The organism is Natronococcus sp. A-GB1 (genome assembly GCF_029688845.1).
Taxonomy (GTDB): Archaea; Halobacteriota; Halobacteria; order Halobacteriales; family Natrialbaceae; genus Natronococcus.
Genome location: NZ_JARUKW010000013.1, coordinates 125,762 through 141,445 on the forward strand (window position 1 = coordinate 125,762; position 15,684 = coordinate 141,445).

The window sequence follows — 15,684 nt, forward strand, 5'->3', positions numbered from 1 at the left end:
GAAGTCGGGAGCCCTGGAGTCGCTTTCGGACCGGACAAACGCTCCGGTGACGGTGCGCTTTTGGCGGCGCTGCCCCACGCTCCGGTATGGAACTGCACGCAGTGGCGGATCTGCCCGAGATCCGGCCCGGCGACGACATCGCCGACCTCGTCGCGGACCGGGCCGCCCTCGGGCCCGGCGACGTGCTCACGGTCGCGAGCACGGTCGTCTCGAAGGCCGAGGGGCGGACGGCGGATCTCGAGGAGTACCCCGTCAGCGGCCGGGCGAAGGAGCTCGCCGAACGAATCGGCGCGATCGCGGGCGAGGAGAAGGATCCCCGGTTCGCCCAGGCCGTCCTCGAGGAAAGCACGGAGCTGCTGATCGAGTGTCCGTTCATGCTCACCGAAACCCGCTTCGGCCACATCTGTGTCAACGCGGGGATCGACCGCTCGAACGTTCCCGACCACGACCTCCTCTTGCTCCCCCGGAAGCCGACGGAAAGCGCCGAGCGCATCCGTTCGGGCCTCGTGGCCCGCGGCCACGAGGACGTCGCCGTGATCGTCACCGACACCTGCGGGCGGCCGTTCCGCCACGGCCAGCGCGGTGTCGCGCTCGGCTGGGCCGGAATATCGGCGAGCCGGGACTGGCGCGGCGAACCAGACCGGGACGGCCGCGAACTCGGCGTCACCGTCCAGTCGGTGGTCGACGAACTCGCGAGCGCCGCGAACCTCGTCACCGGGGAGGGCGCCGACGGCACCCCCGCGGTCGTCGTCCGCGACTGGGCGTTCGGCGACCTCGAGGGAAGCGACGAGCTGTTCAGAGACGTCGAGGACGACCTGGTTCGCCAGGCCCTGCGGACGTGGGAATTCGAACAATGACTGATCACGAGACATCGACGGAGGAGACGACTCGAGGCATCGAACTCACGCCAGAACACGCGCCCGAGCGGATGGGCGAACTCGCCGGCGTCGCGGAGCGCGAGGGGTTCGACGTCGCGTTCGCGAGCAGCCACTACTTCAACCGCGACCCGTTCGTCGCGCTCACGAAGATGGCCGAGGCGACCGAGACGATCGAACTGGGCCCGGGAATCGTCAACCCCTACGACACCCACCCCGTCAAGCTCGCGAGCCGGGCCGCGACGATCGACGAGGTCAGCGACGGCCGCGGGGTCTTCGGGGTCGGCGCGGGCGATCGCTCCGCGCTCTCGAATCTGGGCTACGACCACGAACGGCCGCTGCGGCGGGTGCTCGAGTCGTTCGACGTGGCCCGTGACCTCTGGGCCGGCGAGACGATCACCCACGAGGGGACGTTCACCGCCCGCGACGCCTCGCTCAACCTCGAGCCCCGCGAGCTGCCGGTCTACGTCGGCGCGCAGGGCCCCCACATGCTCCGGATGAGCGCGAAACACGCCGACGGCGTGTTGATCAACGCGGCCCACCCGGACGACCTCGAGTGGGCTTCCGGACAGCTCGAAAAGGGCCTCGATGACCGTCCCGAGGAGTACGGGAGCTTCGAATCGCTCGCGTTCGCCAGCACCAGCGTCGCCGCCGACGAGGACGCAGCCCGCGAGGCGGCTCGACCGCCCGTCGCCTTCATCGTCGGCGGCGCGGCCGATCCCGTTCTCGACCGTCACGACATCGACCGCGAGGCAGCGAGCGAGATCAGCGACGCGGTCGAGAACGGCGAGCTGGGGGAGGCGTTCGAGCACGTGACGCCGCGGATGATCGACCGCTTCTGTATCGCCGGCACGACCGAGACGGTCGCAGACCGCTTCGCGGCCGCCCTCGAGCACGTCGACGGGATCGTCGTCGGCTCACCGCTGGGGCCGGAGCTCGAGGACTCAATCGAGCGGGCGAGCGAGGCGCTCGAGCGCGTCGCGTAGTCCGAAACAGTCGGGCGGTTCTAGCTCGACGTAAAGAGGTCGCCGACGGCGCCCAGCGTCAGGGCGCCGAAGACGCCAAGCGAGAAGACGATCAGCAACGTCCCGACGAGAACGAGCAGCGGGGCGAGCCCGTCGCCCATCGCGACCTCGGTGAAGTACTCGTTCATCTCCCGAACGTTGTCCACGATCACGTTCATCACTACGGCGGAGTCCATAGCTGCGTGTTGTCAGGGATGGTACTTGGGGGTGCCGATCCCGGCACCGAACGGCCGAACTTAACCCATCGCCGATCGTACGCGAGAGCGATGACCGACGACGCGACGCTCTCCTCGTTCACCGGGTCGACGGATCGGGCCGACGACGAACGCGGTCAGGGACGCGAGGAGTCCAACGGAGACCGAACCGATCGGGCGAGCGACGGTGACTCGAGCGAGCACGGAACGGTGCCGTCGACATACGCCTGGGGATCCTACACCTGCCAGCGCTGCGAGACGACCGTCGAGCGCGTCTGGCGCGATGAGGGTACGCTCGTCTGTCCCGGGTGTAAGTCCTGGTGATCGTCGAGGATCCCGAGTGCGGTACTCCCTCCCGAACATTTATATCTCTGTCGCGGTTCTATGAACTTGCAATGGCGAAAGGTACGGTCGCATTCTTCAACGACACGGGCGGTTACGGCTTCATCGAAACTGAGGACGCAGACGAGGACGTGTTCTTCCACATGGAAGACGTCGGTGGCCCCGACCTCGAAGAGGGCCAGGAAGTCGAATTCGAGATCGTAGAAGCCGACAAGGGCCCGCGGGCGAACGACGTCGAACGGCTCTGAGGTGTCACGACGGAGGTATCGTTTTCTGACCGCTACATCCTCGTAGTGACGACGTTCGACTGGGGTCGGCGCTCGAACGTAGGTCCCGACCGCAACCCCGTCAACAAAAAACATATGGTTCTAACTCACCCATAACACACCGATGAGTAGTTTGCGGGTTCCCGACGGAGACCGTCTCGAGCCATGAGCGAGCCGACCCCCCAGTCCGCGGCCGACCGCGCTCCCTCCGAACCGGAACCCCTCCCCGTCTCGACGATCGAGGACCTCTGTACGGACGTCGAGTCGAACGTCTCCCGCGTCATCGTCGGACACGACGACGCGATCGAACACGTGATCACGGCGGTTCTCGGGCGCGGACACGTCCTGCTCGACGACGTCCCGGGCGTCGGCAAGACGATGCTCGCCCGCTCGATCGCCCGCTCGGTCGACTGTACGTTCCGACGGATCCAGTTTACGCCCGATCTTCTGCCCGCGGACGTCACCGGCGTCAACGTCTTCAACCAGAAGAGCCGGGAGTTCGAGTTCAACGCGGGACCGATCTTCGCCAACGTCGTCCTGGGCGACGAGATCAACCGCGCGCCGCCGAAGACCCAGTCGGCGCTGCTCGAGGCGATGGCCGAGGAACAGGTCACCGTCGACGGCGAGACCCGCTCGCTGCCGGATCCCTTTACCGTCATCGCGACCCAGAACGCCGTCGAGCCCAACCAGACCTACGAGCTGCCGTTCGCCGAGATCGACCGCTTCATGAAGAAGCTCAGCCTGGGGTATCCCGACGCCGAGGAGGAAACCGAGCTGCTCGGGCGGGCGGTCGGCCACCACCCGATCGACTCCCTCGAGCCGGTGACCGACCTCGAGACGCTCGTTCGCGCCCGCGAGACCGTCGCCGAGATCCGCGTCGAGGAGCCGGTTCGAGCGTACGCGACGCGGCTGGCGGGCTACACCCGCGAACACGCCCGAATCGGCGTCAGTCCGCGGGCGACGATCTCGTTGCTGCGGGCCGCGCAGGCTCGCGCCGCCCTTGCGGGCCGCGAGTACGTCGTCCCGGACGACGTCCAGATGGAGGCGCCGGTCGTGTTGAGCCACCGGATCAGGACCGAGAGTCGAGACCGGGACGGCGAGTCGGTCGTCGCCGACGCCCTCGAGTACACGACCGTCGAATGAGACTCACGAGTCGCGGCTGGGGAGTCGTCGCGGTCGTCGCGTTCGGAGCCGTGATGAGCTGGCAGTACGGGCCGCGCTCGCTCGACGCCGTCGTCATCCCGCTGGTGGTGGTCGTCGTCGCCGGCGTCCTCACGACAGTCAGGGCGGACAGACCTCGGGTCAGGCGAGCCCCAGTTCCGGAGGGGTTCCTCGGCGAGAACCGAACCGTGACCGTCGGGATCGAAACCGATTCGAGCGTCGCCGCGACCGTCCGCGACGAGATCAGCGACGGGGTCGCCGCAGCGGACCCGAGCGTCGAGACGACCCTCGAGGGCGAGACCGAACTCGAGTACGATCTCACGCTCGAGGAGCGTGGCGAACACCGAATCGGACCGCTGTCGATCGCGGTGCGGGACGTGTTCGGACTCTTCGAGCGACGGTTCGAGTACGAAGAGACGACGACGGTGCTGGCCTATCCACGAGTCTACGACCTCCAGAACGGAACGAGTCGAGACCTCGAGATACTCGCCGGCGTCGCGCGGGAGGCCAACCGCGAGGAGTTCGACCACCTCCGGGAGTACCAGCGCGGCGATCCGCTCCGGGAGGTCCACTGGAAGTCCGCGGCCAAGCGACCGGACGACGAACTCGTCGTCAAGGAGTTCGCCGCCGACGAGACCGTCGGCGCGGCCGCGGTCGCCGCCGAGTGTACCCCCGGCCGAGATGACGAGCTGGCCGCGGCCGTCGCCAGCGTCGCGACCTACCTGCTCGAGTGTGAGGTACGGGTCGGCCTGACCGTCGGAGCCGAGGGACACCCACCGAGCACCGGCCGCCGGCACCACCGGTCGCTGCTCCGATCGCTCGCCGTCCTCGAGGCCGAGGAGCTCGACGAGCAGAGCCGGGCCGAGGCCGACGTCCTGGTCCAGGCGGACGCGAACGGAACGACGGTCGTCGTCGAGGGTCACGAGATCCCGTTCGATCGGCTCCGCGGTGCCGACGGTCGAACGGCTGTTGACAGCCGGAGCGACGGAAACGGATCGTCGAACGCGGACGCGGAGACGGACGGCTCCCCGGGGGTGGCCGCGTGAGCACCGATTCGCGCGGACGAACCGTCGACGTCGACCTCGAGCAATCGGTCGGCGCCGGCCCGTTCCGGCTGCTCGCACTCGCCTGCGTGGCGGCGCTGATCGGCTCGTACGTCTGGGTGTTGCGCGAGGTGACCCAGGTCGTCGGCGGCACCGGATCGCTGCTCGTGCTGGTCGGGACGATGCTCGTCGCGGCGACGGTCCTCGCGCGGGCGATCCGTCCTCGAACGGCGACGGCGGCGGCGATCGTCGTCGTCGTCGTCGGTTTCGCTTACTACCTCGAGGCCACGGGGGTCGGCGTCGACGCTGCGCTCGCCGCAACCGGAACGATCCTCGACGACACCGCCGCGCTCGCGACTGGACTGCCCCTGCTCCGGATGGTCGAGGCGGGACTCTGGACGCTCGGGTTCGCACCCGGCCCCGCCTTCCTCTCGTGGTATCTCGCCGTGCGCGGTCGCTACGCACTCGCCGTCGTCCCCGGAGGCCTCGCACTGTTGTTCCTCGTGCTGACCGGCGACGCCGGGACGACGATCACCCTGATCGGTACCGCCTCCGGGATCGGCGCCGTCGGCTTCGGCGAGCTCGAGCGCCGCGGCGGCTCGGTCGCCCAGGCCGACCTGCTCGCGGTGGTGTTCGCGGCGATGATCGTTCTCTCGCTGTCGGTCACGATCCTTCCCGGCGAGGACGAGGGAGCGACGTTCTCCGGCGGCGGGGACGGCACACTCGAGGGGACGATCGACACCGCCGACGAGCGCTCCGGAATCAGCGGCCAGGTCGACCTCTCCCCGGAGGTCCGGTTCACGGTCGACTCCCAGGAGCAGTCGTACTGGCGAACCGGCGTCTACGATCGCTTCGCGGGTGACGAGTGGGTCCGCTCGGGCTCCCTCGATGAGTACGACGGCTCGATCGACGGGCCGCCGGGCGATCACGAGACGGTCAGCCAGCGCGTGACCGCACAGACCGAACTGGGCGTGCTCCCCGGCGCGGCCCAGCAGATCGAGCTCGAGGGGCCACCCGTGAGACACGCCGAGGTCTCGGCCCACGGCCAGCCCCAGCCGGCCGACACGCTCGTCGAAGGCGACGAGTACGCCGTCGAGAGCGCCATCGTCGATCCCGACCCCGACGAGCTCCGGGCGGCGGGGACCGACTACCCCGACGACGTGATCGACGACAACGACTACCTCCAGCTCCCGGAGGACACCTCGAGTGAGTTCGAGGAGTACACCGCCGAGGTGACCGCGGAGGCGGAGACGAACTACGACGCCGCCGTCGCGGTCGAGCAGTACCTCCGCTCGTCGAAGGGGTACTCCCTCGACGTCGACCAGCCCGCGGGCAACGTCGCCGAAGAGTTCCTCTTCGAGATGGACGAGGGGTACTGCGTCTACTTCGCGACGTCGATGGTTCAGATGCTGCGGGCCGAGGAGATTCCCGCCCGGTACGCGACGGGCTACACCAGCGGCCAGGAGATCGACGACGGCGAGTACGTCGTGCGGGGACTGGACGCCCACGCCTGGGTCGAGGTCTACTTCCCCGACCACGGCTGGGTCGCCTTCGAGCCGACGCCGGGTGACGCCCGCGAGGACGAGCACAACGACCGCCTCGAGGAGGCTCGCGAGGACGGCCACGACGACGTCGACATCGAGGAGAGCGAGGACGTTCCGATCTCCGACGACGAGGACGAGGAGGAAGAGAGCGACGGCGAGGAGCCGAACGAGTCCGACGACGAGGAGCCGAACGAGTCCGACGACGGCCAGGCCGATGACGACGGTCCCGACGACACGGAACCCGACGACACGGAGCCCGGCGACGCGGACGACGGCACGAGCGCGAACGGCGGAAGCGGCGACGGGTTCGATCCGCAGGAGGTCGTGACGATCACCCGCGAACAGCTTGCGATCGGGCTCCTCGCGCTGATCGGGCTGGCTGCAGGGGTTCGACGAACCGGCGCGAGCCGACGGGCCCGTCGGGAGTTCCGCCTCTACTGGCACGGTCGACGCGGCGATCCCGACGAGGACGCCCGGCGAGCCTACCGCCGGCTCGAGCGACTCCTAGCCCGCGAGTACCGTCCGCGGCGCCGCGGCGAGTCGAGCCGACAGTATCTTTCGGCGCTGTCCGCGGCGGAGTCGCTGGACCCGCGTGCAGAGCGGGTCGCGCGCTGTTACGAGCGGGCGACCTACGGCGGTGGCGTCGATCGGGAGGCGGCCGACGAGGCGATCGCGACCGTCGACGATCTGGCTCGAGAGCGACTCCCGCTCCTCGACCGATTTTAAAAAGACCGCCCGACGAGGCGCGGGTCCCGATAGTGTTTAATATGCCCATTCCGTACTTTCGATCGTAATGTCGGAAGTCTGCTCGACGTGCGGGCTGCCCGAAGAGCTTTGCGTCTGTGAGGACGTAGCCAAGGGACAACAGCAACTCAACATCCGCATTGACGAGCGCAGATACGGAAAAGAGGTAACGATCGTCGAAGGATTCGATCCGAAGGACGTCGACCTGGACAGTCTCTCGTCGGATCTCAAATCGAAGTTCGCCTGCGGGGGGACCGTCGAGGACGGCCAGATCGAACTCCAAGGCAACCACACCGGTCGCATCGAGGACTTCCTTCGGGACCGCGGCTTCAACGTCGCCTGATCCAGCCCGCGATGCTCTGAAACGACTTCCGAACCCCACGACTCGCGTACCGCGTCTCTCAGAGACGGTATCGATCTTTTTCGACGCGAACGTCACGAGCCGGCGGCTTGACTCTCTCGCGACCGAGACGCCGAACCGAACTCAGAACGGCGACTCCGGGGACTCGGCGTCCGCAGTGTCGTCGAAGTCGCCGCGGGTGAGCCCGTACTTCATCCCGTACTTCTCGAGTCCGCCGGCCATGCTCTCGACGCGGGCGTCGGCGGTTCCTTCGTAGGAGCTGATGAGCTGAGCCGCCTGGACGCTCGCCTTCCCGTGTGGACAGACGGTGACGATGTGGTCCGCTCCCTCGAGTTCCTCGATCCGTGCTGAGAGCTGTTGAAACGGGAGATTCTCGCTGCCCGGGATCCGACTGTGCGCGAAGCTGTGCTCGTCGCGGATGTCGACGATCCGGACGTCCGTCTCGTCCTCGAGTAACTCACGTACCTCCGCCGTCGAAATTTCGCCGTCCATTGCTCCGGGGTTGGAACGCCGCTCGAATAAGCGCCACGGGTTCCGGCACCGATCCGCAGTCAGAGCAGCCCGTCTTCCTTCGCGAGCAACAGCGCGGTCAGCGTCGAGTCGTTGGCCGGCTGTTCGCGGGCGTGCTCGAGAGCCTCGCCGATCGGCACCGTCGTCACCTCGAGGAACTCGTTGTTGTCGAGTTCGCGCTCGCCGGGCTCGAGTCCTTCGGCGTAGACGACCGCTCGGTCGTGACGGAGCACGCCTGTCGCGACGGCGTACTCCTGGAGGAGTGCGGTGCTCGAGGGCCGAAAGCCGGTCTCCTCTTCGAGTTCGCGGGCGGCCGCGGTCGTATAGGACTCGCCGTCCTCGACGATCCCCGCGGGAAGCTCAAGGTGTGTCTCGCGGATCGTCGGACGGTACTGCTCGACGAACAGCAGGTGGTCCTGCCCGTTCCCGTCGTCCTCGAGGACGTCGGCGTCGACCCGGGCGACCACGACGACCGCGGGCGGGAGGTCGGCCCAGTAGTACTGCTTCTCGGTGCCGTCGGGCTGGCGGAGCCGGTCGTAGCCGCCCTCGTACCAGGGAGTGTCGTACTCGGTCACTTCCTCCAGGTGCTCCCAGTCGTCGATGTCGGTCATGAAAGACGGCTGCGTGCTCGAGGGGGGAATAGATACCGTCTCCGCGCTCGCGGACGTCGTCAGTCCTCGAGGAGGTCGCGGTAGAGCCGTCCGAACGCCTGGCGGCGAAGCGTCGCGACGGCGGCTTCCTGCTCGTCCTGGAACGTCGCCGCGACGGCCTCGTCGGCTGGCCCGGCGTGCCAGACGACGCGGTCGACGCGCTCGTGGCCGACCTCGGTCACCTCGCCGTCGTAGCGCTCGCGCCACTCCTCGTACTCCTCGCGGGAGCCGACCCGCACCTCGAGTAAGCTCGCGAACAGCGCGTCGCGGGCGGTTTCGACGACGTCGCCGTCGACGCGCTCGTCGTACTCTTCGCGGTCGAACGCCATCGCCTTCGCGACCTCGCGGACGACCGTCTGTGCTGCCGGGCCGGCCGACTCGTAGCGTTCGCGCGCTTCCGCGGGCGACTCGAACGTGAACGTTCCCGTCGTCTCCATACGGAGATCCTCGCAGGTCCGGCAGTTACGCGTTTTCGTTTCCGTTCTCGGTCCCGGGCTCCGCCCCGCCGTCGGCGGTGCCGTCGGTTCCGTCTGCCATCTGCTCGGTCAGCTCCCGGGCCTCCCGGAGTACCTGCTCCGCCTCGGCCGTCATCGACCCACGACCCGGCTGACGACTCTGGCGGGCAAGGTCCCCCTCGAGCCCCCCCGGCCGGCCGTGATCGGCGTGGTCGTGGTCGTCAAACTCGGGCGTCTCGACGGTCTCGGCGTGCTCGCTGACGATTTCGCCGAGTTCCTCGGGACTGCAGTCGCCCCACTCGGGGGCGTGGTCCTCGAGCCAGGCCTCGTGATCCGGCCGTCCCAGCGAGGCGGTGACGGCGAGGTGGTTCGCGAGGTGGACCGCGTCGACCTCTTCGGTCTCACAGACCGGACAGCGGTATCCCATACCCATCGGTACGGCCGTGGATCCTAAAACCTCCCCGCTCCCGTATACCGGTCACGCGAGCTTTCGTACCATGACAATCGCGTCCTCGTCGTCGTAGTACCCCGGCACCCGCCGGAGCGGTTCGAAGCCAAACTTCCGGTAGAGCCGCTTGGCCGCGTCGTTCGACTCCCGAACCTCGAGTTTGATCGAGTCAGCGCCGTGGGAAAGGAGAACAGCGACGATACGCGACAGCAACGCGGAGCCGACGCCGCTTCCTCGGCGTTCGGGGCGGACGGCAATATCCTTGACGTGGCCGCGGTTGCGGCCGTACTGGCGGTTCACGTCGGCGACGACGTACCCCGCTACCGCGCCGAGGGCATCGACAGCGACCAGGAAGCCGGGTTCGTCGAGAAAGCGCTCGAACGCGTCGTAGGGCCACGGTTGAGGAAACGACTCGCGCTCGATGCGAACGACCGCGAGCAGATCCGCCCGCTCCGCGGGCCGAATCGAGTACTCCTCGTCGGAGGCCGGGGCCGACGTCGTCACACTCGGTCTACCTCCTCGAGTACCAAAAGCCCTCCCGCTCAGACTCGCTCGAGGCGGTCGATCTCCTCATTCGACCAGTCGTAGAACCGCCTGTCGGTCTCCTCGAGGGCCTCGATGCACTCGTTGTGCCGGCGGCGAGCGTCGTCGACGAGCGGATCGTCGGGATTGGCCTGGATCCACTCCCGTAGCTCCGCCAGCGCCTCTGGGGAGTAGGTGTCCATCCGATCCTGCTGTTCGAGGATCTCGACCTTGCGTCCCTCCTGGCGCATCGTTCGCACGAGCGACCAGGTCGCCAGACCCCAGAAGGCGGCCAGCGTGAAGACGAGCATCCCGATCACTTCGGCGGTCAGCACCATCAGTCGTCACCTCCGGTCACGTCCGCAGCGTCGGGACCGCCGCCGCGACCCTCGAGGACAGACATGACCCCGTAGCCGATGATCGGGAACAGCACGATGACGAGCATCCCGCCGATCATCTCCGGCGAGCCGAAGTCCTCCCAGGCGAAGTAGGCCATGATGAAGATCATCACCGCCGGGATGACGTACTTGATGACCGGATCCCACCACTTGCCGACGTAGATCCCCGCATTGCGGTTGACCGCCAGCAGGCGGAGTCGCTCCGGGCCGAGGACCCAGCCGATGACCCCAATGATAGCCAGGGTCGCGAGCGGGAGCCCCCAGTTGCCGAAGACGAAGTCGAGGTAGTCGAGGATATCGACGGAGTACGCACTCGGGATTCCGAGCAACCAGATCAGTCCGCAGACCCCGAGTACCGTCTGCTTCCGGCTGTACTTCGTCTCCTCGGTGAGCGTCGTAACGCTGACCTCGGTGATGACGACCCCCGACGTGAAGGTCGCCAGGAAGAACCCGAGGAAAAACAGGACCGCGACGAGCCCGCCGAGCGGAATCTCCGGAAATACCTGGACGAGCGAGACGAAGGCGAGCCCCGCGCCGGCGTCGGGTTCGACGCCGACCGCGAAGACGACGGGGAAGATCGCCAGCGCCGCGAGGATCCCGATGCTCGATTCGCCTATTGCGGTGAAGACGCCACCGCCGAGTGGGACGTCGTCGTACTCCCGAAGGTAGCTCCCGACCGTCAGAGCGATTCCCCAGCCCAGTCCCGTCGAGAACAGCGCCTGACCGAGCGCGGCGATCCACGTCGACCCCTCGAACAGATATCCCCACTGGACGCCGAAGGTAAAGGCGATCCCCTCGCTCGCACCCGGAAGTGTGAGGCCCCGGATCGTCATGATTGCGAGCGCGATCACCAGTGCCGGTACGGCGTAGACGACGAGCCGTTCGACGCCCTGTCGGATGCCGAGCAAAAGCACCGCCGCGACCGTGCCCATCACGACGGTGTGGAGTCCGATCATCAGGGCCGAATTCGCGAAGAACGCGTCCATGAACGCCTCGGCCTCGAACCCGGTTGCGGTAAACGTAAACAACAGCGAGTGCACCGCGTAGTACAGCGTCCACCCGATCAGCGGCGAGTAGTACGACATCAGCGCGATGTTGACGAGCAGAACGATCACGCCGAGTCCGACCAGCCCGCCTCGCCCGAGGACGTCTCGGAAGGCGCCGATGACACCTTTATTCGTGTAGCGACCGAGTGCGACCTCGGCCATCAGTCCGGGTACCGCTAGCAGGAACAACAGGACGAGAAAGGCGAGAACGAACGCTCCGCCCCCGTTCTCGCCCATTACGTACGGAAACCGCCAGATGTTCCCAGCGCCGACCATGGCACCAATCATTGCCATCAGGAAGCCGAATCGCGTCCCCCACTCCGCTCGAGCTGTCTTGGCGTCTGCCATGCTGTGTTCCTCCGCAGGTGTCTACCTCAAGCAGGATTATATGTGTTATGTGGCAGCACGGGTCTGGCGAACGACCGATCGAATCTCAACCGATCAGACGACCTGATAGCCGCCGTCGACGTGGAGCAGTTCGCCCGTAACGTAGCCGGCGTCGTCACACGCCAGAAAGAGCGCGGCGCCGGCGATATCCGCCGGCGTTCCGGCCCTGGCGAGCGGAACCGGCTTGACGGTGTCTTCTTGCGCGACCGCGCGACGTTGGTCCTCAGTCAGTCCCTCGAGAAACTCCGTGGCGATTTTTCCGGGAACGATCGCGTTCGCCCGGATTCCGTCGGCGGCGAGTTCGAGTGCCGTACTACGCGTGAGCATCCGAATGGCCGCTTTCGTCGCTTCGTACGGGGCAAGGTTTGGCTGTGCGAACCGCCCGCTGATCGACGCCGTGTTGATTATACAGCCGTCCGCCTCGCGATCACGCATGTCGGTGGCAGCCGCCTGCGTCCCGAAGAACGTCCCCCGAACATTGACGTCGAACAGCCGATCGAATGCCTCGGGGGTCCACTCGTCGAGGGAGCGGTTCTCGATCACGGCGGCGTTGTTGACCATCACGTCGACACCCCCGAACTCGCGAGCTGCTTCGACTGCAGTCGTCAGATCAGCCGGCTGCGAAACGTCCGTCTCGACGTACTCGGCCTCCCCACCCGCCTCGCGGATCGCCAGATGGGTTGGCGTCTCTGCGTCGACGTCTTTCGGCGCCTCCCGCAGGTCGGCGTTCAGCACTGTCGCACCCGCATCCCCGAACCGGCGCGCGATCGCGCGTCCGATACCGGAGCTTCCACCAGTAACGAGAACCGTCGTTCCGTCGAAATCGTACGTTGGCGTCGGCATACACTCCATTGATCGATACGACGGAAGTGCATTTCAGTTCGAGTAGGAACGGGCCCGTACACCAGCGCCATGAGAAAGAAGCGGTTACTCCTCGTCTTCCTCGTCGTCGATCGACGTTTCGGGCTGTTCGTCCTCGGTACCGCCGTACTGCGTCTCGTCGTCGGTTTCGTTTTCGGTCTCGTCCGTCATGGTGTTACTCTGCAGAAATCGTATCCATCTCGAAGGACTCGGTCAGTTCCGTCAGCTCGTCGAGGGCCTCCTGCTCCTCTCGAAGGTTCTCCTCGAGGAGGTCGGCCGCCTCGTCCATCCCGAGCTGATCCGCGAGCGGGATGAGGTTCCCGTAGGCCGCGATCTCGTAGTGTTCTGTCTTCTCCGCGGCGGCCATGCTATGGTAGTCGAGTACCTCCTGGGAGGGATCCTCGGCGGTAAACTCCTCGTACTCCTGGATTAGTCCCTTGATGCCCTCACACTCCTCCTTCTCGGGTGCCTCGCCGAAAATCTCGAACACTTCCTCGAGACGGTCGATCTGCCCCTCTGTCTCTTCGCGGTGTTCGGCGAACGCCGAGGAGATCTCCTCGCGTTCGGTGTTCTCCTCGAGGTCCTCGAGCGCGTCGAGCAGTTCGTGCTCGGCGTGATAGATGTCCTCGAGACCGTGTTCGAACAGCTTCTGAATGGTTTCGACTGTCATCGTTCCGACAGCGTCTCCGCCGGCCGAAAGAAAAAGCCGACTCCCTGCGAGGGCAGGCGGTAGTCGAACTCGAAGTCGGACCGATCGCCCGGATCGAGGAGCGTACGAGCAGGTTCTGAAATCGAGTTTTCTCCGGCTCGAGGTCCTCGTTCCGGCCCGGGTCGGCCAGTTCCTCAGCGATTCCATACTTATCGGCCAAATTCGCCTACTCTCCCTCTCACACGACGACCCGAGAAACCGTTTTTCCTGTCGCCTCTGGTGGGATCGGGGTCCGAATCAACGCCGATCGAAAGTATCGGGCGTTCGAACGCAGGATTCGGATCGAGTGCACCGTTCGATCGGTACTGGCGTATCGTTGCCGGCGTCGGTCCGCCACGCGGCCAACCGTCGGACGGTCCGAGATAGCGGCACCATTATCCGAGACAAGTGAGCACGGGTATCCTTTGCGGCTGAAGCGCCACTTATTCGTTCGGACCCCTAACAGCTGTCCATGGCACACGCCCCGGACTGCAAACCGGAACCAACCGACGACGACGATGATTCGGACGACTCACATCTCGACGGAATCGAAGAGGGAGCCGGTTGCACAGAGATCTGGGAGCACCTCGCCGAAAAGCGAGACGAATGAGCATCGGGTGTCGCCAAAACCTCGTTCTTTTTGCTTTCACAGCCCGTCTACTTCCATATGACTGACGATCACCGTCGGAATCAGACCGACGGCTCTATCGAGCCCGTCCCCACCGACCGGGAGTCTCCGGTTGGTACACCCGTCATCCGGGGTGACGAGTCGGTCGCCGGGCCACACGCTCAGGAAGCCGTCCAGTTCGATCCCGACGATCCCGACCGCCTTGCCGACGCCGCCGAGACCGTTCGGCAGTTCGCAAGCGGCGACACGAACGATGACCACCTGTACATGCTTCGCGGTGCTGCCGCCTGTGCTGCGCTCGTTCGCGGCGAGGGATCGTACAAGGCCGCGGCCGAGCGGACCGGGGGGAACGCGACGGTTTCGTTCATCCGCAAGTGGGCTCGCGTTCACGACCTACCACGATCCGTCCGCAAACAGGTCGCACTCGGCCGCATCGCGCCGACGGCGGCCAAGCATATCGCTCGCGTCGGGGGCGAGGCTCGACTGCTTCTCGCCTGGGCCACACTCGACGGCGACCTCACCGTCCGAGAGGTTCGCAGCGTCGCTAGCGCCATCAACGACGGAACACCGGTCGAGCACGCGCTCAGAGAGTACGATGTCGAACTCGGCCGGATCGAGGTTGCCCTCTCTCCCGATAGCTACCGGGACCTTCGACGCCGCGCATCGATCGAAGACGTCGCTCCCGGGGAGCTCGTTACGGCCGCGCTCGAGGAGTACTTCGACTAAGGGCCCACGCTGTCACAAACAGAGAAAGAAACGTTTAACCGGTACTCGCCGATAGTACAGAACAGAGGGCCGGTAGCTCAGTTTGGCAGAGCGTCTGGCTTTTAACCAGACGGTCGCGTGTTCAAATCGCGCCCGGCCCGTATTCTCGCCGCGAGCAAATTCGCGAGCGGCGAGCATCGGAACCGACACGATTTGAAGTAGACGAGTCGCAGCCCGTGAGCGAGCGCAGCGAGCGCAGCTGGAATCTCTCGGCGTAGTTCATAATCGTGCCCGGCCCGCTTTCCTGTCACAAATGAACCCACAAGCGACAGGTAATGAAATCCATACGAGTTGGATAGCAACGTGACGTCACCGCAATCACACGCTCAAAATACACTCGGCGCCTTCCTGCCGGAGCGGTTCGACTACCGGTGGTGTGATGACCTGGGTCTGAAACAGCCGTCTGTTCGAGACCGAGTGATCGCTCTGTGGGTTGTACGTTGTGGTAATCACCACGCTCGAGAGCTGATCTGTGAGTGACGACCCGTCCGTCAGCTGGTCGAGTCGCTCACCAGGTAGAAGCAAGCCAAGGGCCGGATTTGAACCGGCGGTGGGCGGCTCTGCAGGCCGCTGCGTTCGGCCGGACTCTGCCACCTTGGCGCGGTTCTCTGTTGTCACTGCGGTCGTTTAAACATAGCGGTACGGACCGGTCTCATGAGAGCACTCGAGCACACTGCTCGTATTACCCACGGAAACGATGGCGATAACAGTTGCACTGTGAAAGTACGGAAAGCCCACACAGCCGTTGCTGTGCGGGCTTAGAGAGTATGA

General features: G+C 66.0%; 20 protein-coding genes and 2 tRNA genes. 11 read left to right on the forward strand and 11 right to left on the reverse strand.

All coding sequences use genetic code 11. From position 1 onward, the window contains the following. The first annotated feature begins 86 nt into the window (after positions 1-86). The gene (locus QA600_RS15665) at positions 87-857 is read left to right on the forward strand and encodes a coenzyme F420-0:L-glutamate ligase (RefSeq protein WP_278292888.1); all 771 of its coding nucleotides are present in this window, start codon (positions 87-89) and stop codon (positions 855-857) included. Then, on the forward strand, positions 854-1,861 hold the full coding sequence (locus QA600_RS15670; protein WP_278292889.1) for a 5,10-methylenetetrahydromethanopterin reductase: 1,008 nt from the start codon (positions 854-856) through the stop codon (positions 1,859-1,861). The genes QA600_RS15665 and QA600_RS15670 overlap by 4 nt, the downstream gene beginning before the upstream one ends. A gap of 20 nt (positions 1,862-1,881) precedes the next feature. Here QA600_RS15670 and QA600_RS15675 read toward each other — a convergent pair whose 3' ends face one another. Continuing rightward, positions 1,882-2,076, reverse strand: coding sequence for a hypothetical protein (locus tag QA600_RS15675; protein WP_005553370.1), 195 nt, complete (start codon positions 2,074-2,076; stop codon positions 1,882-1,884). Between the two features lie 90 nt (positions 2,077-2,166). On the opposite strand from QA600_RS15675, the gene QA600_RS15680 reads away from it, so the two are divergent. From QA600_RS15680 to yciH, 6 genes are all read left to right on the forward strand, one after another. Then, a complete protein-coding gene (locus tag QA600_RS15680; protein ID WP_278292890.1) occupies positions 2,167-2,418 on the forward strand; it encodes a hypothetical protein in 252 nt (83 codons plus the stop codon). A gap of 71 nt (positions 2,419-2,489) precedes the next feature. Beyond that, the gene (locus QA600_RS15685; RefSeq protein ID WP_005553374.1) at positions 2,490-2,684 is read left to right on the forward strand and encodes a cold shock domain-containing protein; all 195 of its coding nucleotides are present in this window, start codon (positions 2,490-2,492) and stop codon (positions 2,682-2,684) included. 183 nt (positions 2,685-2,867) lie between these two features. Further along, a complete protein-coding gene (locus tag QA600_RS15690; protein WP_278292891.1) occupies positions 2,868-3,845 on the forward strand; it encodes an AAA family ATPase in 978 nt (325 codons plus the stop codon). Next, the gene (locus QA600_RS15695; RefSeq protein ID WP_278292892.1) at positions 3,842-4,909 is read left to right on the forward strand and encodes a DUF58 domain-containing protein; all 1,068 of its coding nucleotides are present in this window, start codon (positions 3,842-3,844) and stop codon (positions 4,907-4,909) included. The genes QA600_RS15690 and QA600_RS15695 overlap by 4 nt, the downstream gene beginning before the upstream one ends. Beyond that, complete coding sequence (locus QA600_RS15700) at positions 4,906-7,176, forward strand: transglutaminaseTgpA domain-containing protein (protein ID WP_278292893.1); 2,271 nt, start codon at positions 4,906-4,908, stop codon at positions 7,174-7,176. The genes QA600_RS15695 and QA600_RS15700 overlap by 4 nt, the downstream gene beginning before the upstream one ends. Before the next feature lie 67 nt (positions 7,177-7,243). After that, on the forward strand, positions 7,244-7,537 hold the full coding sequence (gene yciH / locus QA600_RS15705; RefSeq protein WP_005553381.1) for a stress response translation initiation inhibitor YciH: 294 nt from the start codon (positions 7,244-7,246) through the stop codon (positions 7,535-7,537). A 141-nt stretch (positions 7,538-7,678) separates the two neighbouring features. Here yciH and QA600_RS15710 read toward each other — a convergent pair whose 3' ends face one another. The 9 genes from QA600_RS15710 to QA600_RS15750 form a co-directional block, all read right to left on the reverse strand. Then, positions 7,679-8,047 (reverse strand): rhodanese-like domain-containing protein, encoded by a 369-nt coding sequence (locus QA600_RS15710; protein WP_278292894.1) that lies wholly within the window; start codon positions 8,045-8,047, stop codon positions 7,679-7,681. Positions 8,048-8,106: 59 nt separating this feature from the next. Next, positions 8,107-8,676, reverse strand: a complete 570-nt coding sequence (locus tag QA600_RS15715; RefSeq protein WP_278292895.1) for an NUDIX hydrolase — start codon at positions 8,674-8,676, stop codon at positions 8,107-8,109. A gap of 59 nt (positions 8,677-8,735) precedes the next feature. Further along, positions 8,736-9,152 carry a DUF5809 family protein gene (locus QA600_RS15720; RefSeq protein ID WP_278292896.1) on the reverse strand — a complete coding sequence of 139 codons (417 nt, stop codon included), beginning with the start codon at positions 9,150-9,152 and terminating at the stop codon, positions 8,736-8,738. A 25-nt stretch (positions 9,153-9,177) separates the two neighbouring features. Next, positions 9,178-9,597, reverse strand: a complete 420-nt coding sequence (locus QA600_RS15725) for a DUF5810 domain-containing protein (protein ID WP_278292897.1) — start codon at positions 9,595-9,597, stop codon at positions 9,178-9,180. Between the two features lie 51 nt (positions 9,598-9,648). Further along, the gene (rimI, locus tag QA600_RS15730) at positions 9,649-10,122 is read right to left on the reverse strand and encodes a ribosomal protein S18-alanine N-acetyltransferase (protein WP_278292898.1); all 474 of its coding nucleotides are present in this window, start codon (positions 10,120-10,122) and stop codon (positions 9,649-9,651) included. Positions 10,123-10,160: 38 nt separating this feature from the next. Then, entirely contained in the window at positions 10,161-10,478 is a 318-nt protein-coding gene (locus tag QA600_RS15735) for a hypothetical protein (RefSeq protein ID WP_278292900.1), read from the reverse strand. Further along, on the reverse strand, positions 10,478-11,932 hold the full coding sequence (locus QA600_RS15740) for a sodium-dependent transporter (RefSeq protein ID WP_278292901.1): 1,455 nt from the start codon (positions 11,930-11,932) through the stop codon (positions 10,478-10,480). The genes QA600_RS15735 and QA600_RS15740 overlap by 1 nt, the downstream gene beginning before the upstream one ends. Before the next feature lie 93 nt (positions 11,933-12,025). Beyond that, positions 12,026-12,814, reverse strand: a complete 789-nt coding sequence (locus QA600_RS15745; RefSeq protein ID WP_278292902.1) for an SDR family oxidoreductase — start codon at positions 12,812-12,814, stop codon at positions 12,026-12,028. A 193-nt stretch (positions 12,815-13,007) separates the two neighbouring features. Next, positions 13,008-13,502, reverse strand: coding sequence for a DUF892 family protein (locus QA600_RS15750; protein ID WP_278292903.1), 495 nt, complete (start codon positions 13,500-13,502; stop codon positions 13,008-13,010). Between the two features lie 490 nt (positions 13,503-13,992). Between QA600_RS15750 and QA600_RS15755 the strand changes: the two genes are divergently transcribed. The 3 genes from QA600_RS15755 (at position 13,993) to QA600_RS15765 (ending at position 15,014) form a co-directional block, all read left to right on the forward strand. Beyond that, on the forward strand, positions 13,993-14,130 hold the full coding sequence (locus QA600_RS15755; protein WP_278292905.1) for a hypothetical protein: 138 nt from the start codon (positions 13,993-13,995) through the stop codon (positions 14,128-14,130). A gap of 57 nt (positions 14,131-14,187) precedes the next feature. Then, the gene (locus QA600_RS15760) at positions 14,188-14,874 is read left to right on the forward strand and encodes a hypothetical protein (protein WP_278292906.1); all 687 of its coding nucleotides are present in this window, start codon (positions 14,188-14,190) and stop codon (positions 14,872-14,874) included. 66 nt (positions 14,875-14,940) lie between these two features. Further along, a tRNA-Lys gene (locus QA600_RS15765) sits at positions 14,941-15,014 on the forward strand. 423 nt (positions 15,015-15,437) lie between these two features. On the opposite strand, the gene QA600_RS15770 is transcribed toward QA600_RS15765, so the two are convergent. Next, positions 15,438-15,513: transfer RNA gene (locus QA600_RS15770), tRNA-Cys, on the reverse strand. Positions 15,514-15,684 lie beyond the last annotated feature (171 nt).